The organism is Alteromonas sp. KS69 (assembly GCF_003989595.1).
Lineage (GTDB): Bacteria > Pseudomonadota > Gammaproteobacteria > Enterobacterales > Alteromonadaceae > Alteromonas > Alteromonas naphthalenivorans.
In genome coordinates, this window is sequence record NZ_PYHU01000031.1 from 65,805 (window position 1) to 88,692 (window position 22,888).

A 22,888-nucleotide genomic window follows, 5' to 3' on the forward strand; every position below is an offset into this window, starting at 1 on the left:
AAGTACTCGTTAAATAAAGCCGGTTATATTAAAACCTGACTAGGTCGTTGCATCGCTGATAAGCACGGGCCTAGAAGAAAACTTAACACCAATTTGGGGGTTTCCCTCTTCGATATTGCTCACTTCATGCATTTCACCAAAATGCCACCACGACTGCGCTTTTAAGTCGTTAAGCATTCGTTTAAACCCCGCATGACTGCCAGAGTATTCCCCTGTAAACTCACATTCTGTTTGCGTGCATTCAAACGTATTCAGGATAAGTTTTTGCCCACTTGGATGAAACGCTAAAAATTCCGTTATTTCGTTTTGAACCTGAAGGTCTGATAGTGCTTCATTCGTAGTAAGTGTGTGAGCACCGTCAGAGGTCTGTACGTGTGCTTCACCAGACATTTGAGGGGTAGCTTTAATCACCCTGAGGTTGCTACTTGCAGTGGTGCGCGAACGCTCCAGCACAGTATTCAAACGCTCTTTTTCCACGTTGGAACTAGCCAACTTACCGTGGTAAAAGCCGAACTGATAACCTGTCACGGCAATAAAGAGGATGAGTACAATAACAACCCAGGGTTTCATGATTTCCTTACCAGCTTGCTGGCGAGTCGTAGCTAATCATTTAGCTACGAATATGACTACTTATGATAAGGCGCACTGAGTTCGTGAACTGAATTCACAAACACACCTGCATTTTCTGGTGGTACATCTAAGTGAATACCATGACCTAGATTGAATACATGGCCAGATCCTTCGCCATAGCCCGATAAGATAGTGCCAACTTCTTCACGAATTCTTTCAGGCGAGGCATAAAGCATGGAAGGGTCCATATTGCCTTGTAACGCTACCTTGTCGCCAATGCGCGCACGGGCTTCTGCGATATCAATAGTCCAATCAAGGCCTACTGCATCGCAACCAGTAGCCGCAATTGACTCTAACCACATGCCGCCGTTTTTAGTAAACAAAGTAACCGGTACTTTTCTGCCATCGGCTTCACGGGTAAGTCCATCAACAATACGCGCCATATATTGCAATGAAAAGTCTTTATAATCACGTGGTGACAACACACCGCCCCAAGTATCGAAAATCATGACTGATTGCGCACCTGCAGCTATTTGGGCATTAAGGTATTCCGTGACGGAATCGGCCAGCTTCTCTAATAGAGCATGCAATATAGCGGGTTCAGCAAACGCCATTTTTTTGATTTTAGTAAAGGCCTTACTCGAGCCACCTTCTACCATATAAGTAGCGAGCGTCCACGGGCTGCCAGAAAAACCAATTAACGGCACGTCGCCATTTAGTTCACGACGGATGGTGCGCACTGCATTCATTACATACTGCAACTCGCCTTCTGGGTCTGGCAAACCAATTTTATCTACGTCGGCTTTGCACGTAATCGGCTTTTTAAAACGCGGGCCTTCGCCGGTTTCAAAATAAAGCTCTAAGCCCATTGCATCAGGAATCGTTAGAATGTCTGAAAATAAAATAGCAGCATCTAAGGGAAAACGACGAAGCGGCTGTAAAGTAACCTCACAGGCAAGTTCGGCATTTTTGCATAAAGACATAAAGTCGCCAGCAACGGCACGGGTTGCTTTGTATTCAGGTAAATAGCGGCCAGCTTGTCGCATCATCCATACAGGTGTGACATCGACAGGTTGCTTTGATAACGCCCGTAGGTAACGATCATTCTTTAAAGCGGGTTTAGCAGCACTGGTAGCTTTTTGCGACATATATTCACCTGAAATTAGAAAAATAAAACGGCGAAATTATACCAGCATTCGTTTCATTTTGTGCTAAAAAGCTGTCTTAATTTGGCAACTTGCGATACTTACACCTAATAATACGACGAACAATACTTGAAAAAGGGGCTTGCACTACTAGTAAGTGTTTGCTACTAATATATACAGCTACGACAAAGAAGCCCGCAAAGGGACCGTGCTAAACTCATTGAAACCCTGCTTCGGCAGGGTTTTTTATTTGTCTGCTAATTGCGACAGGGTTTTGGCGATGAGTTGCCCTGCAATCGAAAATGGCGGTGGAATGGTTGGCAGTGCATCCACACTAAACCACTGAGCATCATCAATTTCATTTTCCTGACACCGAATTTCACCACTTTCATATTCAGCAATAAAGCCAACCATTATAGAATGCGGGAATGGCCAGGGCTGGCTATCGATGTAACGTAAGTTCTTTACTTTTACCCCCACCTCTTCAAATACTTCCCGATGGACGGCTTCTTCTAAGCTTTCGCCGCTTTCGACAAATCCAGCAAGAGTAGAATACATATTTGCTTCTTTGTGCCTAACCCCTTTTGCCAATAGCAACTTTTCATTGTTGTGTATTGAAACAATAATGCAAGGCGATACACGGGGATAACTTCTGTGATGGCAGCGATGGCAATGCACGGCCATTTCCCAATTTACTCTTTCGGTATGCGAACCACATTGGCCACAAAACTGATGGGTTCTTAAAAAATGGACATATTGCCACGCCCGACCTACAACTGAAAAACCGATATCTTGTTGCTCGAACAATAAATGGCGTAATGACACCGAGTCCCATTGTTCGTCTTCTATTGTTTCAGCACCGAGATCGACGACAAAGACGGGGGGGCTTTTCTGAGCAGATTCATGTAGTGGGGGGAGTTGATGAACCTCTTCGCGATAATTTTCGAGGAAGGTAAATTCATTAATATGCGCTAAAGGAACATTTATTTCGCCTTTACGAATGACAATCCGACCTTTGGTAAAAATGATCCACTGTCCAATCTCAGTCTCGATTTCACAATCGCTGCGCTTTATCATCATAAAACTGTTATCCACCCATTAAAGATATACAAGATAAGATAACATATATTTAATTACGACAACTCAGTGGGTTCAATTTGTGTCGTATAGGCTGAGTGTTATACTAGGATGGAATGCTGGAAAATAGCAGGTGCTGGATTAATAGAAAGCGCTGATTGAAAGGATCATGAAATGTTACAGCAGTTAGAGAAGGTAAAAGTTAAATGGGGTGGCAAAAGTGACACTGTCGATAATTGGCTGTTAGCCAGACAGTCGCTGCTTGTGTCCTATTGCCATTTAGCCGGTTTAGACCAGCAAGGCGAGTCATTACCTGAAGCAAATGACATCGCTAATTTTTGTGAAAACCTAATGGATTACCTTTCCGCTGGGCACTTCGAGGTCTTTGATATGTTGGTTGACGATGAAGCAGAAGGTAAAGCGTTAAAGCAGCGTCTTTACCCAAAACTTACGCAAACCACTGACTCAGCCTTACAATTTAATGATAAATTCGCAGAGGCATTTACTATTGAACAAGCGGCCGTTTTTGACAGTGAGCTTGCGAATATTGGTGAAACTCTTGAAGAGCGCTTTGCTTTAGAGGACCAATTAATTGCACACATGTACGCCAACGTAGAGTAAATAAAGCGGGTAAACATCTGTCATTAATGACGTCATTACCAATATAATTAGTAAAATAGCCACGGTAGCAATAAATGAATAAAGCCACGCTTATCCACAAAGCTCGCGCATACTGCGAGCAAAGAGGCGCTAGATTTACCCCTCTTCGAGAGAAAGTGTACGAAATATTAGTCGCTAAGCACGGTCCAATGGGGGCCTATGAATTGCTAGATGCGCTAAAAGAGACTGAATCCGGTGCAAAACCTGCCACCGTTTACCGAGCCCTCGATTTTTTACTCGATTTCGGTTTTATTCATCGCCTTGAGTCGACCAATGCATTCGTAGCCTGTTATCATTTTGGTTGCAACCACCCTGTACAGTTTCTTATTTGCGACAGTTGTGGTGACGTTGCAGAGATACAGTCTGAAGGTTTGAAAGAAACATTAGATAGTCAGGCAGAGGCCAACGGCTTCAAAGTATCTAAACAAACAATAGAGGCGCATGGTCTTTGTGCTGATTGTCAACAAACGGAAAATACCGTTGCAAAGGAGCACACTCATGAATGCTGAGTTCGTTAATCCGTTTATTTCTGGTTTACTCAATGTATTAGAAACCATGGCGCAAACCAAACTTACGCCTGGTAAACCCAAACGCAAGCAAGGCGATGTAGCTAAAGGCGATGTGTCTGGGTTGATTGGCATGGTAGGCCCAAGTGTGCGTGGCTCTATGTCCATTACCTTTGAAGAATCTCTTGCCCTTACCATTATGGAACGCATGGTTGGCGAACGCCCTGAAAAACTTGATGCAGAAGTTGGAGATATGGTTGGCGAAGTCACTAACATGATATGCGGAGCGGCAAAACGCGACCTTGCAGATCGCGGATTTGAATTTGGAATGGCGACACCTATTGTTGTGTCTGGTAAGCAGCATACGATTAGCCATCAGGTCAGCGGCGCGAAAATCATCCTTCCGTTTATGTGCGATGAAGGATTGGCGCATTTAGAGATCTGCTTTGACAAATAATTCCTGGTACTCTGAAAAAATTACACTACCTGAATTTCCTCGTGGCTTTCATCTAGTAACAGAGTATATAATTAGCGCTTTACCCATGCTGCAACACATTGAGGTAGGTCTTCTTCATTTATGGCTTAAGCACACCAGTGCTAGCCTTACAATAAATGAAAATGCAGATCCGACTGTTAGGTCGGATATGGAGGCCTTCTTTAACTATAGTGTAAAAGAAAACTTGCCCTTTTTCCGGCATACTTACGAAGGTAGTGATGATATGCCGGCTCACTTGAAATCAAGTCTGCTGGGGTGTCAGGTTTCAATACCGGTGGAGAAAGGGAGGCTACAACTTGGTACTTGGCAGGGCATCATGCTAGGCGAGCACCGAGATATTGGCGGCCAACGAACGATTATTGCCACATTACAAGGGCTTGCGACATCGCCTATATAACAAAATGGCATATTAATTGCTTAGTACAACTAAGCACAAGCTAGAATTATCATAAATCGATAATCACTCAACGTTTAACAGGATGTGACTATGAAAAAACACTTTAAACTAGCGGCACTTTCGCTTGCCGTACTTTCATCAACTGCCTTTGCACAAGATTCTTCTGAGCCAGAATATAAAAACTGGTTCGGTATTTCTGGTCTTTATTACAACACTGATGTTGAACGTCCTACTACTGAAGTACTAGATGACGGCCAAGGCGTATCATTCGAGTACGGATTCCGCTTCACTCAAAGCTGGGCAGCACGTGTTGAATTTACTGCTTTAGAACTAGACTACGTTGGTGGTTCTAGCGATGATGGCGAAATGGTAGGTGTTGATGCACTTTACTTCATGCCTAACGATGCATGGTACTTATTCGGTGGTGTTAAACGTCAATCGGTAGGCGAATCAACCACGCTAGGTAACATCGGTATTGGTAAACACTGGGATATCGCTGAATCTGTTAAGATTGTTACAGAGATTGCTACTTACCATGACTTTGGTGAAGACTATAACGATTACAGCGTAAAACTTGGTTTAGCGATTCCTTTCGGTAAATCTACTCCTTCTGCACCTAAAGACGGTGACAATGATGGCGTAGTCGATAGCAAAGACCAGTGTCCTATGACTCCAGCTGGTGTTCGTGTTGACGCAACTGGTTGTAGCATAGATAACGACAACGACGGTGTTCTTAACAGCGTAGATCAGTGCCCTAACACGCCAGCAGGGACTGCTGTTGACGCGAAAGGTTGTGCGCTTAAAGACGCTGACAACGATGGTGTTGTAGATGCGAAAGACATGTGCCCAGACACAGCTGCTGGCGTTAAAGTTGACGCTCAAGGTTGTACTGTATTTGACGAAGAAACAGTAGAAATTACACTACGCGTTCTTTTCGACAATGAAAGCTCAGTTGTTAAAGCACCTCGTGATCCAGAAATCTCTGAATTCGCTGAATTCATGAAGCAGTACACTAACACTACTGCGGTAATTGAAGGTCACACTTCTGCACCAGGTTCTGAAGCATACAACATGGATCTTTCAGAAGACCGTGCTGCATCTTTCAAAGAAGTAATGGTAGACATGTACGATATCGACGCTAGCCGTTTAGAAACTGTTGGTTACGGTGAGACTCGTTTACTAGATACAGCTAAAAATGCCGAAGCACATCGTGTTAACCGTCGCATCTCAGTGACTGTTAAAGATACTGTTAAGGTTCCTGAAGAGAAGTAAGCTTCCCTCAGACACAAAAAAGGCGCCTAATTGGCGCCTTTTTTATTGCTTGTTATTTCTGCTGACTTCAACACTTAGCTTTATCACCGCGCATCGGTAGTAAACGTCTCTACTTGGTTAATATTCGTCAGGCATTGCTGGACCAGCATAATTGTCAAAACGAGAGAACTGGCCTTGGAAGGTAAGACGGCTGGTTCCAATAGGACCATTCCGCTGCTTACCTATAATAATCTCTGCTACGCCCTTCTCTTCACTGTTCTCATGATAAACCTCATCACGATAGATGAACATAATAAGGTCAGCATCCTGCTCGATAGAGCCTGATTCACGCAAGTCTGAGTTTACTGGGCGTTTATCGGCCCGTTGCTCTAGGCTTCGGTTGAGTTGCGATAGGGCAACCACTGGTACTTCCAGCTCTTTTGCTAATGCTTTAAGTGAGCGGGAAATTTCAGCAATTTCTAAGGTTCTGTTATCACTGAGTGAGGGCACACGCATAAGTTGGAGGTAATCAATCATGATCAAGCTTATCCCCCCACGTTCACGAGCAAGTTTACGCGCTCGGCTTCTCACATCCATGGGTGTAAGGCCAGATGAATCATCAACAAATAATCTGTCTTTATCTTTCAACATCGCCATGGTGTTAGAAATGCGTGCCCAATCTTCGTCATCCAACTGAGCGGTACGAATTTTGGTTTGATCCACTCGGCTGAGTGATGCCAACATACGCATCATGATTTGTTCAGAAGGCATCTCTAAACTGAAGACTAATACCGGCTTTTCCTCGGACATCATGGCATTTTCAACCAAGTTCATCGCAAAGGTGGTTTTACCCATTGAAGGACGAGCAGCAACAATAATTAAGTCTGAAGGCTGCAGACCACTTGTCTTTTTATCTAAGTCGGTGAAGCCGGTAGTGACACCGGTCACTTCTTTGTTGGTTTTAACCAACACTTCAAGACGGTCGATGGTTTTACCCAATACCGCTTCTACATCGCGAGGACCTTCATTTTCACCGGTGCGGCGCTCTGCAATTTCAAATACTTTGCTTTCAGCTAAGTCGAGAATGTCAGCGCTGTCACGACCTTCAGGGTTATACCCGACTTCTGCGATTTCATGGGCTACACCAATAAGCTCCCGCGTGATTGCACGTTCACTGATAATTTGCGCATATGACACCACGTTCGCAGAACTTGGCGTATTTTTAGCTAGTTCACCGAGATAGGCAAAGCCACCTGCATTTTCAAGTTCATCGTGCTTTTCAAGCTCTTCCGATACGGTAATAAGGTCGACCGGCGCGCTTCTATTTAACAAACGAGTAATGGCGCTATAAATGGTTTGATGCGAGCGGTTATAAAAGTCGGTATCAGTAACGAGCTCCGCTACTTTGTCCCAACTTTCTGGATCAATTAGCATACTGCCAAGAACAGACTGTTCGGCCTCAATACTATGAGGAGGAACTTTCAACTTCTCTACATTATTATCGCCTTTTGGAGGGGATACCACTTACACTACCTACTCTGTTTACTTGAAGCACGGCTGACTATTATGCGCTTTTGCGCTTCGTTGAACAATGGAGTAAGAGCTCATAAATGAAGGTTAATAAAAATTATTAACCACTAGCGGAATGCAAACCTTCGTGAAGCGCTTATCTTGTAAGGGCTACTCCAACAACTTCACCACACTATGGTTAACTTATAGCGTTTTTTCAATGCGAAAAAAGGTGCCATCAAAAACGGTATAAGCAACATTATGCTCTTGAAACAAAAGCACTGAACCTAACGCCTGTGGGCCATTTTCACAGGATAGCTCTACCTGCGTAATTTTACCCTCATCGAAACCTAACGCGTTTCCCTCTATTTTGAAGCTAGCAGCCAGTTCGTCTGAATCCACTTTCTTCTCGGTATAGGTAGGAGACTCACATGCCTGCTGATTCAGTTGCGCACCATCTGAATGGTAAACCAACGAACTACCTAATACCTCTTTAGCTTCTGTGGCGCTTTGTGCAGAGATTCCTGGCTGATAAGCTTGGGTTACCACCCAGGTGCCTTCAAAGAAGGCAGGATCTTGTACTGCACACCCTAAAGTTAAAAAGCTGATACTTATCGCGCCGGCAATAAGTCCGTGAAAGCGCCAGAAGCGCTTTAAATGGCTAAGAATATTCAAAGCTATTTTCCTAATAATTGATTATTTATCGCTGTTGCGGATATCGACTTAGCCATTCTGACGCGGGTAAAAACATTAGGTTCATTAGCGTGGGGTAAATAGACGCACAATTGCGGCGGACGGATTCGTTGCGTAATTTTTGACGTTTAACTGAGTAAACGTCGATTAGCAATGTACCAATATCCTATCCTTACTTAACCTTTATATGGGGGCGTTAGTGCTTTTTTCAAGCAAAAACGCCAATGCTTTAATTCTTTCGCCTCTTGCCGCTACTGCGTATCCAAGGTAATACGCCCATTTACCGTTGAGATATCAACGTTCGCAGAACCGCCATTATTGATAAATCGCAACCAACTGCTGGGGCCATATTTTGGCTTTTTAACCGCATCGCTACTTACGTTATTAATGATTTTGCCACCTGCATGCGTCTCAATATCAAATTGTGCAGATACTTGAGGTTGAAAGCTAAAACGTAACTTCCCACCTACGGAACTGGCTTTCAGTCGCCCGTTTTCGTTTAAATGCAAGCGCGCATTCGTGGCGCCATTCACAGTGGTCACACTAAGAGAATCTATTTTCTCTAGGGTTAAATCAATACCGCCATTAACGGTTTCCACCGCTACGTCAGGGCTAGATGTACTTAACCTCAGGTCGCCATTAACGGCAACAAAAGACACACCTTCCTTACCTGAATGAACGGCCTCCACATCACCATTTACTGTTTCTACATCAAGTTTGCCTTTAACATTGTTCAACGCAATGTCACCGTTTACCGACTCTACTTTTACGCGATTACCAATATCGGTGAGCTCTACATCTCCGTTTACCACTTCAACATTTACACTTTGGACGATGTCATTTATTTGAACATCAGCATTAATCGCGGTGTAGTTCACATCGCTAGATTTAGGCACAAAAATAACCAAGTCATCCCCTTCATCTTTGTTTTTCCACCAGTGCTTGCCGCTACGCTTCACATCAACATGAATGACGATAACATTGCCACGTTGTTCAAAGATAAACTCATCAGTGTTGTCACCCAGTTCACCGGTAACGTGTACTTGAGGTTTATCCCAACCTCTAATTTCAGCGTCACCGTTGACGTGCTCTATATCAATTTTAACGCTATTTGGGACATCTAGTATGCGGTCTATTTTCTCGCCCGCATACGCAGTAAAGGCCAGCATTGTGCTACTTAAAAGTACACCATGAAAAAGTACACTGGCTAAGCTTTTGCGAATAATAGTCATAATATAACTCCTTAAATTTGTTGCCATTTGGGCGCGTGCACTCGCTCAATTAATGTGATTTGCTGTTGATATACGTGCTTTAGCATCTTTAGTAGTGCTCGATTGTTAGGATCATCTTTTAATGCTGCTTTTATCACAACAGCAGCGTCGTCTAATTCTTTTAATTGGGTTTGCCAGTTTTCACTTAATTCTGGCGCACTGTCGTAACTCGCCAGCAAAGTGGTCATCTGTTCATCTTGCTGCTCACTCAGTGCATCAACTAACGCATAACCTGCGAGCTTAGGTTGCTGCCCGCTCGTTTCACCGTTAGTAAAAACAGGCGAGAAATACCAAATAACGCTGACTAGCATGGCACTCGCTGCCATGGCCAACCATGGTGTGGTAGATAAGCGAGCAACTGTGCCGCGCTTGTCTTGGCCTGATGGCTCGTTATTTAGCCCATTTTCGTGTAGCCCATTTTCATCGGCTTTGCCGCTTACTTGGCTGTGTAGTGACAATTCAATACCACGCCATAAATCTCTTTCAGGCTCACGAGTTTTAGGTAGGTGTTGAATCTCAACCTCTAAGGCTTTATCAAACTCATTCATCTTCACACCACATCCAGGTTTTTAGCAGTTGTTTAGCGCGATGAAACTGCGCTTTGCTGGTGCCTACTGCCATATCTAACATTTGTGCAATTTCTTCATGCCTATAGCCTTCAATAGCGTGTAGTACGAATACCATTCGTGCTCTTTGTGGCAATCTAACCACTAGTGCTTCTAAATCGACTTGGCTACTGTCTGCCGCTGCGGGCATCTCCATCGCTGGACTGGTTTCAATATTAAACATACGTTGAACCCAGTTACGCTGTTTACGCAAATACGACACGGTCACATTGGCTGATACACTATGTAACCAAGTTGAAAACTGGCTTTGTCCGTCGAATCTGTCTAACTTTGACCATAACTGAATAAATACTTCTTGTGTGGCGTCTTCGGCAAGACCGCGGTCGCCTGTTAGACGCAAGCACAGTGCATACACTCGCCCGACATGGTTATGATACAAGGTTTTGTAGGCCACTTTATCACCCTGCTTAGCCGCGAGAATCACCGCGGCTTCACGCTGGCTTTCATCATCGCTAGTCAGATTGGTAACCTTTGTTAAAGTGCGCTCCATCACAATCTCATTTTTTTTCGTAAACCGATTTTTTCAACATTTTTGGCTTACCATCTTGTTATTCTTAAAAGGTTAGTCGTACCCTATGTGATAAAGGTTTAAATTAGCAAAACTTATTTTTGGAGTTTGTATGTCCTCACCCTTAAAAGTGGATGCATTATTTGCAGGTCAGCCCCAACCACTTGGCCCACGAGGTGCACCGAGTAGTATTGTAAAAAGCGCAGTTTCACAGCTAACCGTCCACCTTGATTGTACCGACGAAGATCAACAATCAAACAAGAAACTTCATGGCGGCCCCGAAAAGGTTTTGCATCAATTTAGCCCCCTTCATTACTTTACGCTACGTAAGCATTTTCCAGACGGTGAGTTTGAGCCTGGCAGTATTGGTGAAAACATCAGCGTGGATGGTATGGATGATGCCACGGTTTATATTGGCGACGTATGGAAGTTCGGTGAGGTTGTACTGCAAGTCAGTGCGCCGCGAGCCCCCTGCAGTAAAATATCCCAACGTTTTAATATTAAAAACCTAGACAGGTTTGTTGGCGAGCGAGGGATAACGGGTTGGTATTACCGCGTGCTTAACACAGGCGTTATAAATGTGGGTGATAAAGTGGAACTCGTACGCAGGGAAAGCAACACTGTTAACGTCCAAACATTAATGCATTGCACCCACATTAAAACGGATACAACACTGGCTAGAAAGCTCTCAGAACTGGAGATAATTGATGAAGAGTGGCGCTTAAAATGCTTTAAAATAGCCAACAAAGGGGACCATGCTGGCTAGTGCATTCGGCATCAGACAGACTAGAACATCACTTCCTCGTCTTCGTTTAACAAGTACAAGGGAATATCGTTGTTGAGCTTATCATTCATATGCAATAACCTAAACAAGGCCGAATGTGATGTTTTATCCCCCATTCTCCAACTTCTATTGCCATATCCCCATGGCACCACGACACGGCAGCCTAAATCCTTAGCCGCTGTTAGTGCATCTTCTGGCGTAGTATGAACTTCTCGATACCACTTCGGATCATTTTCACTGAAATAGGAAGCAATAGGTAACAAACACACATCTATGTTTCCAAAACGTTCCGCTATACTTTTGAAGTGTGGCGAATAACCTGTATCACCAGCAAAAAATAATGTTTTTCCCTGAGTTTCTAACACCCAACCACCCCACAGGGCAGCATTATTGTCCTCATAAAGAAACGGAACAATTGTCCGATTACTAAAATGATGAGCAGGCACAAAATGGATTGTAGTCTCTCCAATGACTTTCTTTGCATACCAAGCCATTTCATTTATGCGGTAATTGTTTTGGTCGAATTGCTTGGCAACGCCAAGTGGGACAAAGTATGTTGGAGTATTGCCAATAGTTTCTATGTCAGATTTGTTGAAGTGATCGTAATGGACGTGAGAATAAAGTACCGCATCCGTAGCTTGCATCACAACATCATCGGGCTCGTCAGGGATATTCCTATAAAAACCCTCTGTTACTTTAAACCCCCAATTAATAGGCCAGTCAAATTGCCCAAATACGGGGTCGATAAGGATATTTTGTTTTGTTGCGGTTTGAATGATGAAACTCGCATGACCTAGCCATTTAATATGAAAACCAGTATCTAGCGTGACCTGAGGATTATCACCTTGGTACTGGCAGTCTTGCATGAGCGAATCACAAAGTATATCGATATGGGCAGGATAGCAGTCTTCTTGACAGGTTACAGGGTATGTCTTTATGTCACTGTAAAGATTTACAAACCGATCTTGGTAACCTTCTTTTTCGCTGTACCTCACCACCGTATCAGATGACGCAATAACAGAAACATGATTAGAAGCACTACATCCGCTTAGGAAAAGCACCCAAAAGAAAATCCCAAATCTCATACCAACCTCATAATCCTTCAATAACTTATCTTAACCCAATAGGAAAATATGGGTAGGTCACTTTTAAAAATAAACGTAAGCAGGTATGAATAATTTAATATCAGACATAAAAAAACCGCTCATAAGAGCGGTTTTTCGTATACGTCAGCGCTTATGCTTCAGCAATGATGATCACTTTAATAGAAGTGGTTACATCAGAATGAAGTTGTAAGTCGATGTCATATTCGCCAGTGTCGCGAAGTGTGCCAGTAGGAAGTTTAACTTCCGCTTTAGCTACTTCAACACCAGCTGCAGTGATTGCATCAGCAATGTCACGCGTACCGATAGAACCGAAAAGTTTACCTTCGTCGCCAGCTGGCGCCGCAAGAGTTACTTCTGCAAGTTCATTTAGTTTTTCAGCACGTGCATTAGCAGCATCAAGCTGCTCAGCGATTTTCGCTTCAAGTTCAGCACGACGTGCTTCAAACTTTTCAACGTTCGCTTTAGTTGCAGGAACTGCTTTACCCTGTGGAAACAGGAAATTACGAGCGTAACCAGCTTTAACAGCTACTTGGTCGCCCAGACCGCCAAGATTGGCGACTTTATCTAGTAGGATGATGTTCATCTTAACTACCCCTTAATTACGCCAAATTACTTGTGTGAATCAGTGTACGGAAGCAACGCAAGAAAACGTGCGCGCTTAATCGCAGAAGACAGCTGACGCTGATATTTTGCGCTTGTACCAGTGATACGGCTAGGGACAATCTTACCGCTCTCTGTGATATAATTCTTAAGAGTAGCGATATCTTTATAATCGATTTCAGTCACACCATCTGCAGTGAAACGGCAGAATTTACGACGTCTGAAAAAACGAGCCATGGGTGATCTCCTTAAGCGTTATCTTCAGTGGATTCAGGTCTTCTTTCTGCGCGCTCTGTACGAGGTGCAGAATCGTCACGACGCTCACGACGCTCTTCTTTAGTCATAGGAGAAGGCTCGGTTACAGCGTTTTTAGTGCGCATTACCATGTTACGTAAGATAACGTCGTTGTAGCGGAAAGCATTTTCCAGCTCGTCAACAGCTTCAGCAGTCGCTTCAGCATTGATCAATACATAGTGGGCTTTGTGCAGCTTTTCAATTGGGTATGCCAATTGACGACGGCCCCAATCTTCTAAACGATGAATCTGACCATCGTTTTGCTTAAGAATAGTGGTATAACGTTCGATCATACCAGGTACTTGTTCACTCTGATCAGGGTGAACCATAAATACGATTTCGTAATGACGCATTATTGCTCCTTACGGTTGTAGCCTCGACAGTACAGCCAGACTGTATAGAGACAAGGAACCTAGTTAGGGTGGCTGTAAGGGCGCGGATTATACGCACATACCCGCTTTTGTACAAGCATTAATCACCGGAAAATTTTACATTTGTACGTGTTTTGATGAAATTTAGCTAGATACGCTAAATGATGGGGTAGCGGGGTTCATGGACGTTAAAAAAGGCTAAGCGCGAGGCTTAACCTTCATGCTTACAATGCTGCCTTAAATGAAAACACGGTTTCATTTTCATCTGAATGCACCATCAGACTCCCCTTATGGGCTTCCGCAATTTGCGAGGCGATAAACAATCCTAGACCTAATCCACCGGTCTTTTTGTTTTTTTCGTTTCGCCAAAATGGATGAAATAGCTTATCTATGACATCCGCACTTATTGGAGTGCCTCCGTTAGATACGCTTAATGTCAGTGTTTCTTCTTCGATATTCGCCATGACTTTGATAGGTTGCGCTGCATCGCCATGCACTATCGCATTAATCAGCAAGTTAGACAGCAACTGGCTGATACGCTCTGGGTCACATGAAAATGTGCCGTCTATAATGATATCCGCAAGTATCTCTCGGTCTGGATGCAGGCCCGAAAGTTCACTTACGGTGTGTACTAGTACACTTTTTAAATCACTTGCTGGTTTAACGTTTAATTGAATACCTTTGCCCATTTGACCATGCGTAAAGTCCATCACGTCACTAATGAGCCGCGTCATACGTTTAGCGCTATTATCCATTCGGGCCAGTACTTTTTGGGAAGTCGCATCGCTGGCGTGATCAACAAGAAAGTCGACCCCCATTTTAAGTGCCGACAAAGGTGTTCTTAAATCGTGGCCTAAAATGGCGATATATTGCTCTCGCAATTTAGCGGCAGCTTGCTCGCTGATGAGATCGGTTTCAACCGCAGCTAAACGATCGTCAACTTCCATTTGCCTCGATATTAACTCAGCAAACGACTTAATTTGACTTTCAATCTTATCTGTTTTTAAAACTGCAGGACGTGGATCTAAGCCGCATAATGTTCCAAAAAAATCGCCGTTTTGGTTGTAAATGGGAAATGAAAAGTAACTTTCAAAGCCATACATCTTAGGAATTTCACTTTGGCGATAAACATCATCTTTCTTTGCGTGTTCAATGACGATGGCTTTTGTAGATTTTCTGACTTGGCTACAAAACGTTGTTTTGTTATCGAGTTGATCGCCCGGAATTAAATTGAAGTTCACTTGGTCATATACTGCGCACATTGTCCAGTTATCTTCTGTCACTCTGGCTACGCAGATAAAGCGAAGACCAGTGACATCTGATAACATTTTCATTATATGTGGTACAGCTTCTATCGATTGAATAGTGCGAATATCACGCTCAATTGAAGAACTCATTACTTCCTCTTTGTATCTAAGTCACCCATATCACGCCGACTGTCGGCACTCGATTTCCCGCTCTAGCAAGAAAGACTCTTGTGCCTAGTGATAAATTTACTGTTCTTCGTGGCTGTTTAACTAGCTACAGGCTGCAACCAATGTGAACGAAACCGGTAAATTTTTGAATATAGACATGACGATGTGAAAGCTGTTTTCCAACGTACGTTTTAAAATACATCCAAGCGTACTTGGTCACTATACTTAAGTTGTAAAAAAATAATATCAAAAAACTTTAAATACTGTTTATTTATCCAGTTAAATATTGTACAGTTTTATTGTCTATTCATTTAAGGGGACCTACCATGGCCATTACCACACAGTATGTTGTCACGCACAAAGGGGTAGAAAAATTGGTAACTACCGATAAAAAAGAAGCAGATCAGTACGATAAGATGCTCGACGCTGCCGACAACCTTGCTGAATACATTCAAGCAAAGGGCTTAGGCATTGACGATAGCATTGTTGAAGAACTCACAATTATGTTGTCGAAAAATAAAGACAAGGTGAGCAAGATTTTTAAAGGCGCGACAGCACAGAGTGTACTAGAAGATGAGAGTGCCGACGTAGTAAAGCTTAAAGCCAACGGATAAGCATAGCAGAAAAGCTCGGCGTGCTTTTAAGTGGAACGAACGTAAATAGAAAATGGTTCAAAGCACGCTAAAAAATAAACAGCACAGATTATCCTGTGCGTTTATCCGTGTTAAAACGAGCAATTAACCCGTTAACTTGATTTACGGTGTCACGAAGATCTCGACCCACTTTGAGCGAGGCTTCTGAAGACTTCTGCGTTTCTTCTGCACTATCAGCAACATCGACCAGCTGCTGATTAATATGCTCAGCCACGGTACTTTGTTCTTCTACAGCAGAAGACATTTCTACGGTAGCTGAGGCAATACCACTTACCGCATTATTGATTTCTTGTAGCGCGCCTCGGGTTTCTTCAACAATGGCACTACCGTGTTCAGCAGACACCAACCCTTCTGAAGATACCTTTACGGCCCGTTCTGTTCTATCAACAAGTTCTTGAATGATATTGTGAATTTTATCGGTGGACACCCGGGTTTTAGAAGCCAAGGTACGAACTTCATCGGCAACAACAGCAAAACCGCGTCCCTGCTCGCCAGCGCGGGCGGCTTCTATAGCGGCATTAAGTGCTAGCAGGTTTGTTTGATCAGCGATGCTAGAAATGATGCTAGCGGCTTCGCCTATATCACTGGTGGATTGGGCAAGCTCGGTAACCGTATCGGAAATCGACTCCACCGCGCCTTTTAATGACAGTATAGCCTGCATCGCTTCTTCAGCTTTGTCGTTACCCATTTGTACGTTAGTTGCGGCAGTTTTGGCACTAACAGCATTGCTCTCTACTCGCTCAGCCACTTCTTGAATAGCCTGACTCATTTGAGTTACCGCTGTGGCAATTTGCTGGGTGGCAAGATTTTGCTGAATAATCGTTTTGCTGGTTAGCTCGGCTTGGCTGTGAGTTGAAACCGCAATATCTTCCAACCCCTCAGATGCATCTTTGATGCGGGTCAACGCCGTGCGCGTACGCGCGAGTTCACAGCCTAACGCCAACTTAGCCTGAGCAATATAATCAACATCGGCATAATACGTTTGTGCCACGAGTTCATTACTATAACTAGCAGGGCTTAACGAAAGAAATTCCCGCCAATAGCTCCGACTTTTTGCCGATTGCCACGCCATCATAATCAGTAGCGCAATGAAAGTAACACCCAGGGGTACCAAACCCGCGGTAAAACCAATGGCTACCAATAATAATAAACTTACCACTATCATGGGTAACATGGGTGAAAGTGTTTGACCAAGCTTTGCAGCAAAGGGAATTGGCGATTTTCCTGCCGATAACCTGGCATATATAGCGGATGCTCGTGTTATTTCTTCATCGGCGGCATGAACCCTAACTGACTCATAACCCACCGCTTGCCCGTTTTCGTATACGGGAGTTACGAATGCTGACACCCAATAGTGGTCGCCGTTTTCTCTTCTATTTTTAACGAGTCCAGCCCAACTTTGACCCGACTCTAAAGTTCGCCACATTTCTTTAAACACACTTGAGGGCATATCCGGATGACGGATAATGTTGTGGTTTTTTCCTATCAGGTCTTCTCGATTGTACCCACTTGCCTCTACAAATTCGTCATTGCAGTGTTGTATGACACCCCGTTTGTCAGTGGAAGAGATAAGGCGGTAGTGAGAAGGGAATTTGTATTCGCGCTGGGTAACAGACTGATTTTTCTTCACTAATAAAATCCATTGCTATAGTGGTATCAAAGTAAATAGGAGAGCCCTATTCATCGGTAATTCATTAAAAGGGTAGACGATCATGGTAACAATTAATACTAAAGTAGAAAAAGAATTCGGTAATAATGAAGATTATACGAATAAAAAGATTACGCCAGTGGCAGGCGTACCTTAATTGTGGTGCCCTTATCGATTTCACTGGTCACTTCAAACTGGCCGCCGTGTTCTTCAATAATAGTCAGTGAAATAGACATACCAAGGCCGGTGCCATCACCAGGTGGTTTAGTGGTGAAAAAGGGGGTAAACATTTTGCCAATGACTTCCTCTGACATACCTTTGCCTTCGTCTTGCAACGTAATGACCGCCTCGCCTTCTAGGGATTCAACATCAAACTTAATGCATTTTCCTTCATCTGTGGCATAGATGGCGTTAGTAAGTAAGTTGACGAGTACTTGCTGTATTTGCCCAGCGTTGCCTAGTACTTCGATATCGGTTTCAGGAGGCGTGAATATGACCTTATTTTTATACTTGTGCAGGTTATTCGTGATTCGTAAGGCTGAGCTTATCGCTTCGGCAACATTAATGGCGACGCGCTTATCACCGCTAGGGTAGGAAAACCCTCTTAGCGCTTTTACGATATCGATAATTCTTTCAATACCTTCTGAGGACTCTTCAAACATTTCAGAGATAGCCTCGGCACTATCTTTTAATGAATACGTGTTTTCAAGCGCTAAATAACGGGCTTCTATTTCTCCACCCGCATCTTCACAAAGTACCTTTATTTCAGACAAAGCACTCTGGTAATCTTTAAAGATATCGCCAGCCACCGAGGTGTTGCTACGTACATAACCAATCGGATTATTAATTTCGTGGGCAATACCGGCCGCCAACTGACCTAACATGGCCATTTTATCTGCGGTTATTAGCTTTTCTTGCAGATAGCGTTGGTCTTTTTCCATCGAGGATAGGGCGGCTTTGTGATGCTTAATTTCGTGTTTAGAACTTCGGTAGCCTATACCAAATTGTAGATAGTGCTTATTTGCATCCAGCACATAAAGCATTTCTTCATCTAATTCACTGTTTTTGGTCAGTAGTGCTAGCCATGCCTGCTCGCCATTGCCCAAGTTCTGCATGAAATGTAATACGTAAGCCTCTTCATGATTGTCTGGCCTTTCAACGATATTTACACACCATTGGCTATAGTCTTCTTTAACAGACAGCGGGAGTTCATCTAACATAACCTTGGCTAAATCGCTGGCTTCAACCCAACCATTTTCTACTTGCCAAATTTTGTTGTCATCTCCTTGAACCACTTTTCCGGCTTTGGTAATGAAGGCTAAACCACAAAAGGCATCGCTGAACTCTACTGCTGACTCAATAGCGGAGAAAATGAAACTTGCCCCGCTATCGGAGGTTTTAAGGTGGGAAGCAGAGCGATTCAAAAAGATTAATTCTCGCTCTCTTTTTTTTGATTCATGCAATGCTTTACGCAAGGCTTGCGTTGCCGAATAGGCATCGCTTGAGTAGCTTTCTAAAAACCACTCAGCATTTGCCCGCGCTATCTTTTGGCGCTTAAGCTGTCGCTCAAGTAATTTTACTTGAGCTTTTAAGTCAGCAACCTCATTGGGGCTAGGGGGTATTGAAGCATCGCTCAATATATAAGCCTTTTAGTCTATACCTCTTCAAACGCATTTAGGTATATGAGAAAACAAGTTAGCTCACTATCTTGTCTAATAGCAGCATTACTTTCTCGCTAGAGCGTTCCATTTCAATCACTTTAGCTTCTAGTGTTGAAATATCACCCTCTGCTTTTGCATTAATAGCAGCTACACCAGCACGATGAACCGCTGCATGAGGTGTTTCTAAATCTCTGAATGGTGACGACTTGCCAATAGCCGCACCCTGATTTTCGCTATACCACTTTCCCAAACGACAACTCGCGTGGTCAGCAAGATCACTTGATTTTTTATCGCTGTAACCAAATAAAACCGCATATACATCTGACTTCCATACTACGTGGTCTAGCTTAACCGTTTGTATAAAGGAGCTTAACGCCCCCTCATTAATGGTCGTTTTCATGCTATCGCAATGAGAAACCATGGTTTCATAACTGCTATTAAGGGTACTAATCCCTTCTTCTAGCTCTTCGTTATTGCCTCTTAATTCGTTAACACCTGAAACTGCTTTTGCCGTAGATTGAATAATATCATTTACTAGTTCAGACACTTCTGTCGCTGATTTATTGGTTTCAGTAGCGAGTGCACGCACCTCATCGGCGACGACACTGAATCCACGACCAGCATCACCCGCACGCGCTGCTTCAATAGCAGCATTCAATGCCAGTAGGTTGGTTTGATCCGATATACTGGTAATGGTAGATACAAATTTGTTGATGTTATCGGCTGTGCTTGATAGCCCAGAAATACGCTCGCTCATACTCACCATTTGGGTATTCAACCCACTCATGTCTTTAACAATTTTGGTAAGTACTTGAGAAGACTGTTCAAACAATTCATTAATATCTGATATTGATTGGTTTTCGGCGTTTATTTTTTGATAAGACCCTAATACGGTTTCTCGTATGCCTTCCACTTGGTTCAAAGAGTTAACCAAACAACGTGTTACCACATCGTCTTCGTTTTGCCTGGCGGCGTCGCTTAACTCGATAACTTGTCGATGAAGTTCTGCATTTTCAGACTCTAAGGCTGATATTTTATCAAGGGCAACTTGATAGCGGCTTTCAATTTGAGAGGCCTGAGACTCTTTTTCTAAGTATTTGCTTCGAGAAACGAACATAGTTGACCAAATTTTTATTTGTGTGAAAATTTAGCATAACAGAAAAAAGCGTAACTTCACCATTCGTCGTTGGTTGAATTTACTCAAATTTTCTAGTGGTTCCTCGAATAATCAATTTAGGTGACAAAATATGTTCCATTGTCATTTTCCTATCGCCATAAGCCTGATTTAAAATCCAGCGTGATGCCATAGCACCAATCTCGCGCACAGGATAGTTCACGGTAGTTAACTTAGGGGTAAGGTAACTAGCAAAATCGACGTTATCGAACCCAATGACTGAGATATCTTCCGGTACGCGCTTGCCATGTTTTCTAAGTGAGTTAATGGCACCTGATGCCATTTCATCATTCGCACAAGCGATAGCGCTAAAATTCACATTGCGGCTAAACAGTTCATCCACACATTTTTCACCAGAGAAGGCTTGGAAATTACCTTCTGCCACTGACTCTTCTTCGAAATGAAAATTGGCTTCTTCTAATGCTTTTTTGTGCCCAAGTAAACGATTAAAACCATCCGCTTTAAACAATGCGCCCGCAGCGTAAGCAATTTGAGTATGACCCAAATCGATAAGGTGTTTAGTCGCTAGATAAGCGCCAAGCACATTGTCTAGGCTAATACACTTTTCACCAATAGCTTCTATATAACGGTTAACTACAACAATAGGAACATCTTGGCTGGCAAGGTCGATAAGGTACTCATCGCTGACCGCCTCAACATGCAGAATAAGCGCATCGCAACGGCGACTCAGCAAGGCTTCAATTTCTTTTTTTTCCAAGGCTTCATCACTGTGCCCAGTCACCACAAACATATGTTTGTTGGCTTGCCTAAGCACTTTTTCAGAACCGGCCATCATGGCGCCAAAGAATGAACCGTGTAATTCAGGAACCACATACCCAACGGTATGGGTTTTATTTGAGGCAAGGGAAGCCGCAATGACATTGTGTCGATAGCCAAGCTTCTCCATCGCATCAAGCACTTGCTGACGCGTTTTCTCTTTAACGGTATCTGTGTTGTTGATAACCCGAGATACTGTAGCTGACGACACGCCGGCTAGCTCACTTACTTGTTTAATCGTTACCATAGAGCATTAACAGTGCATACGTGCGCTGTGTATATCCTTGCTTTGCGTAGTTATTATTACGATGCGCGATGCGCGTCGTCTGTGGTCAATCCAAGACGCTGCTGAATTGCCATCATTTTTTGGTTATCTAATGTATACCAGCGCATAATAATCGCAACACCTATCGATGCAATTGCTGGCCCGATACAAAATAACGCCACAATTCCTTTTGCCACATCCGGTGAAAATGCGTCTGGTTGATAGTTAACTGATGCCAGTAACCACCCCGCAAGTGCGCCGCCCAAGGCCAGTCCAACCTTAATAAAAAAGACCACGGTTGAATACGTTAACCCAGTCATACGAAGCCCCGTTTTATCTTCGCCATAGTCCACCACATCAGCAATTTTCGCCCACAGTAGCGGGGTAGCCATTTGCAATATAAGGCCCCAAAGGAAATGTAGCGCAATGGCCGTAAACCACGCTTGATAAGGCACAAAATAATTCACGATACACACTACTGCGCTGGCCAACTGAAGCCAGGTGTAAACTTTGATTTTACAAAATCGTTTCGCTACTGGGTTGGCCAACGCACAGCCTATAATGCTTCCCACCATACCGGCGGTAACAAATAATGTGGCCGACTCTGGCCGCTGCAACACGTACTTCACATAGTAAAGCGCTAGCGTGTTTCGCATCACCATGCCGGTAAGTAACACAATTGCAACCATACAAAGCACTCGGCATTGATCATTTTGCCAAATGGCCGCTAGCTGAGTTTTATAGGGCGCAGGCGTTTCATTGGCAGGTTTCACCCGCTCTTTAGTACCGGCAAAGCAAAGTAGAAAAAGTACCATCCCCACTATGCTCATCACTATCATGGCGCGCTGATACCCAAGTGCTTCGTTGCCGTTCCCTAAGTAATCAACCAATGGCAGCATAAATGATGTCACCAGCAGGCCACCACCCATGGCAAATACAAAGCGATAAGATTGGATAGATACCCGTTCTGAAGCATCGGCACTTAGCACGCCGCCCAATGCAGAATAAGGAATATTGATGGCCGTATACATTATCATTAACAGTGCGTAGGTGATAAATGCATAGTACAGCTTACCGTCTTCGGTAAGCCATTCAGGCGAGGTAAACGCAAGCACGCTACACAGCGCAAAAGGCAAAGCCAACCATAATAAATAGGGGCGGTATGCGCCCCACCGCGTTCTTGTTCTGTCGGCCAAAGATCCCATTAAAGGGTCGGTAACCGCATCAAATACGCGAACCAGTAAGAACATGCTCCCTACCGCTGCAGCCGGTATGCCGACAACGTCGGTGTAGTAGAATGTCAAAAACAGCATGACGGTTTGAAAAATGAAATTACTTGCCGTATCGCCTAACCCGTAGGCAATCTTTTCCTTTGCACTTACCATTGGCTTCACCGTTATCTTTATTATTGGCTATGTTCGGATTAACTGT

General features: G+C 43.6%; 25 protein-coding genes. 7 read left to right on the top strand and 18 right to left on the bottom strand.

Annotated features, from left to right (window positions below):
* Window positions 1–39: 39 nt before the first annotated feature.
* From C7Y69_RS15435 to nudC, 3 genes are all read right to left on the bottom strand, one after another.
* Window positions 40–570 (bottom strand): hypothetical protein, encoded by a 531-nt coding sequence (locus C7Y69_RS15435; RefSeq protein ID WP_126873306.1) that lies wholly within the window; start codon window positions 568–570, stop codon window positions 40–42.
* 56 nt (window positions 571–626) lie between these two features.
* On the bottom strand, window positions 627–1,718 hold the full coding sequence (hemE, locus tag C7Y69_RS15440) for a uroporphyrinogen decarboxylase (RefSeq protein WP_013786381.1): 1,092 nt from the start codon (window positions 1,716–1,718) through the stop codon (window positions 627–629).
* A 243-nt stretch (window positions 1,719–1,961) separates the two neighbouring features.
* Window positions 1,962–2,795 carry an NAD(+) diphosphatase gene (gene nudC, locus C7Y69_RS15445; protein ID WP_013786382.1) on the bottom strand — a complete coding sequence of 278 codons (834 nt, stop codon included), beginning with the start codon at window positions 2,793–2,795 and terminating at the stop codon, window positions 1,962–1,964.
* Window positions 2,796–2,966: 171 nt separating this feature from the next.
* On the opposite strand from nudC, the gene rsd reads away from it, so the two are divergent.
* The 5 genes from rsd (at window position 2,967) to C7Y69_RS15470 (ending at window position 6,123) form a co-directional block, all read left to right on the top strand.
* Window positions 2,967–3,413, top strand: coding sequence for a sigma D regulator (rsd, locus tag C7Y69_RS15450; protein WP_013786383.1), 447 nt, complete (start codon window positions 2,967–2,969; stop codon window positions 3,411–3,413).
* A gap of 74 nt (window positions 3,414–3,487) precedes the next feature.
* Window positions 3,488–3,961 carry a transcriptional repressor gene (locus C7Y69_RS15455; RefSeq protein ID WP_013786384.1) on the top strand — a complete coding sequence of 158 codons (474 nt, stop codon included), beginning with the start codon at window positions 3,488–3,490 and terminating at the stop codon, window positions 3,959–3,961.
* Window positions 3,951–4,415, top strand: a complete 465-nt coding sequence (locus C7Y69_RS15460) for a chemotaxis protein CheX (RefSeq protein ID WP_013786385.1) — start codon at window positions 3,951–3,953, stop codon at window positions 4,413–4,415. The genes C7Y69_RS15455 and C7Y69_RS15460 overlap by 11 nt, the downstream gene beginning before the upstream one ends.
* A complete protein-coding gene (locus C7Y69_RS15465; protein WP_013786386.1) occupies window positions 4,405–4,851 on the top strand; it encodes a secondary thiamine-phosphate synthase enzyme YjbQ in 447 nt (148 codons plus the stop codon). The genes C7Y69_RS15460 and C7Y69_RS15465 overlap by 11 nt, the downstream gene beginning before the upstream one ends.
* A gap of 90 nt (window positions 4,852–4,941) precedes the next feature.
* Window positions 4,942–6,123 (top strand): OmpA family protein, encoded by a 1,182-nt coding sequence (locus C7Y69_RS15470; RefSeq protein WP_126873307.1) that lies wholly within the window; start codon window positions 4,942–4,944, stop codon window positions 6,121–6,123.
* 117 nt (window positions 6,124–6,240) lie between these two features.
* On the opposite strand, the gene dnaB is transcribed toward C7Y69_RS15470, so the two are convergent.
* The 5 genes from dnaB to C7Y69_RS15495 all read right to left on the bottom strand — a co-directional run bounded on the left by dnaB (window position 6,241) and on the right by C7Y69_RS15495 (window position 10,691).
* On the bottom strand, window positions 6,241–7,626 hold the full coding sequence (gene dnaB / locus C7Y69_RS15475) for a replicative DNA helicase (protein WP_013786388.1): 1,386 nt from the start codon (window positions 7,624–7,626) through the stop codon (window positions 6,241–6,243).
* Between the two features lie 189 nt (window positions 7,627–7,815).
* Window positions 7,816–8,286, bottom strand: a complete 471-nt coding sequence (locus C7Y69_RS15480; RefSeq protein ID WP_126873308.1) for a hypothetical protein — start codon at window positions 8,284–8,286, stop codon at window positions 7,816–7,818.
* Window positions 8,287–8,555: 269 nt separating this feature from the next.
* Window positions 8,556–9,536: a DUF4097 family beta strand repeat-containing protein gene (locus C7Y69_RS15485; protein WP_126873309.1), complete on the bottom strand. Its 981-nt coding sequence runs from the start codon at window positions 9,534–9,536 to the stop codon at window positions 8,556–8,558.
* Between the two features lie 11 nt (window positions 9,537–9,547).
* Window positions 9,548–10,123 (bottom strand): hypothetical protein, encoded by a 576-nt coding sequence (locus C7Y69_RS15490; RefSeq protein ID WP_126873310.1) that lies wholly within the window; start codon window positions 10,121–10,123, stop codon window positions 9,548–9,550.
* Window positions 10,116–10,691: an RNA polymerase sigma factor gene (locus tag C7Y69_RS15495; RefSeq protein WP_126873311.1), complete on the bottom strand. Its 576-nt coding sequence runs from the start codon at window positions 10,689–10,691 to the stop codon at window positions 10,116–10,118. Before C7Y69_RS15495 ends, C7Y69_RS15490 begins: the two co-directional genes overlap by 8 nt.
* A 130-nt stretch (window positions 10,692–10,821) precedes the next feature.
* Here C7Y69_RS15495 and C7Y69_RS15500 point away from each other — a divergent pair, with 130 nt between their 5' ends.
* Window positions 10,822–11,475, top strand: a complete 654-nt coding sequence (locus C7Y69_RS15500) for an MOSC domain-containing protein (protein WP_126873312.1) — start codon at window positions 10,822–10,824, stop codon at window positions 11,473–11,475.
* Between the two features lie 20 nt (window positions 11,476–11,495).
* Here the strand turns inward: C7Y69_RS15500 and C7Y69_RS15505 are convergent, their stop codons facing one another.
* The 5 genes from C7Y69_RS15505 to C7Y69_RS15525 all read right to left on the bottom strand — a co-directional run bounded on the left by C7Y69_RS15505 (window position 11,496) and on the right by C7Y69_RS15525 (window position 15,261).
* Window positions 11,496–12,578, bottom strand: coding sequence for an MBL fold metallo-hydrolase (locus C7Y69_RS15505; RefSeq protein ID WP_126873313.1), 1,083 nt, complete (start codon window positions 12,576–12,578; stop codon window positions 11,496–11,498).
* Window positions 12,579–12,729: 151 nt separating this feature from the next.
* Window positions 12,730–13,182 (bottom strand): 50S ribosomal protein L9, encoded by a 453-nt coding sequence (rplI, locus tag C7Y69_RS15510; RefSeq protein WP_013786396.1) that lies wholly within the window; start codon window positions 13,180–13,182, stop codon window positions 12,730–12,732.
* Between the two features lie 26 nt (window positions 13,183–13,208).
* The gene (rpsR, locus tag C7Y69_RS15515) at window positions 13,209–13,436 is read right to left on the bottom strand and encodes a 30S ribosomal protein S18 (RefSeq protein ID WP_013786397.1); all 228 of its coding nucleotides are present in this window, start codon (window positions 13,434–13,436) and stop codon (window positions 13,209–13,211) included.
* Between the two features lie 11 nt (window positions 13,437–13,447).
* Window positions 13,448–13,846: a 30S ribosomal protein S6 gene (rpsF, locus tag C7Y69_RS15520; RefSeq protein ID WP_013786398.1), complete on the bottom strand. Its 399-nt coding sequence runs from the start codon at window positions 13,844–13,846 to the stop codon at window positions 13,448–13,450.
* Between the two features lie 242 nt (window positions 13,847–14,088).
* A complete protein-coding gene (locus tag C7Y69_RS15525; RefSeq protein ID WP_126873314.1) occupies window positions 14,089–15,261 on the bottom strand; it encodes a sensor histidine kinase in 1,173 nt (390 codons plus the stop codon).
* Between the two features lie 344 nt (window positions 15,262–15,605).
* Between C7Y69_RS15525 and C7Y69_RS15530 the strand changes: the two genes are divergently transcribed.
* Complete coding sequence (locus C7Y69_RS15530; protein WP_013786400.1) at window positions 15,606–15,893, top strand: YebG family protein; 288 nt, start codon at window positions 15,606–15,608, stop codon at window positions 15,891–15,893.
* A gap of 88 nt (window positions 15,894–15,981) precedes the next feature.
* Here the strand turns inward: C7Y69_RS15530 and C7Y69_RS15535 are convergent, their stop codons facing one another.
* The 5 genes from C7Y69_RS15535 to C7Y69_RS15555 all read right to left on the bottom strand — a co-directional run bounded on the left by C7Y69_RS15535 (window position 15,982) and on the right by C7Y69_RS15555 (window position 22,842).
* Window positions 15,982–17,562 carry a methyl-accepting chemotaxis protein gene (locus tag C7Y69_RS15535; RefSeq protein WP_013786401.1) on the bottom strand — a complete coding sequence of 527 codons (1,581 nt, stop codon included), beginning with the start codon at window positions 17,560–17,562 and terminating at the stop codon, window positions 15,982–15,984.
* A gap of 149 nt (window positions 17,563–17,711) precedes the next feature.
* Window positions 17,712–19,217, bottom strand: a complete 1,506-nt coding sequence (locus C7Y69_RS15540) for a sensor histidine kinase (RefSeq protein WP_013786402.1) — start codon at window positions 19,215–19,217, stop codon at window positions 17,712–17,714.
* A 58-nt stretch (window positions 19,218–19,275) separates the two neighbouring features.
* Entirely contained in the window at window positions 19,276–20,358 is a 1,083-nt protein-coding gene (locus C7Y69_RS15545; RefSeq protein WP_126873315.1) for a methyl-accepting chemotaxis protein, read from the bottom strand.
* A gap of 79 nt (window positions 20,359–20,437) precedes the next feature.
* Window positions 20,438–21,439, bottom strand: coding sequence for a LacI family DNA-binding transcriptional regulator (locus tag C7Y69_RS15550; RefSeq protein WP_126873316.1), 1,002 nt, complete (start codon window positions 21,437–21,439; stop codon window positions 20,438–20,440).
* A gap of 56 nt (window positions 21,440–21,495) precedes the next feature.
* On the bottom strand, window positions 21,496–22,842 hold the full coding sequence (locus tag C7Y69_RS15555) for a glycoside-pentoside-hexuronide (GPH):cation symporter (RefSeq protein WP_126873317.1): 1,347 nt from the start codon (window positions 22,840–22,842) through the stop codon (window positions 21,496–21,498).
* Window positions 22,843–22,888: the final 46 nt, after the last annotated feature.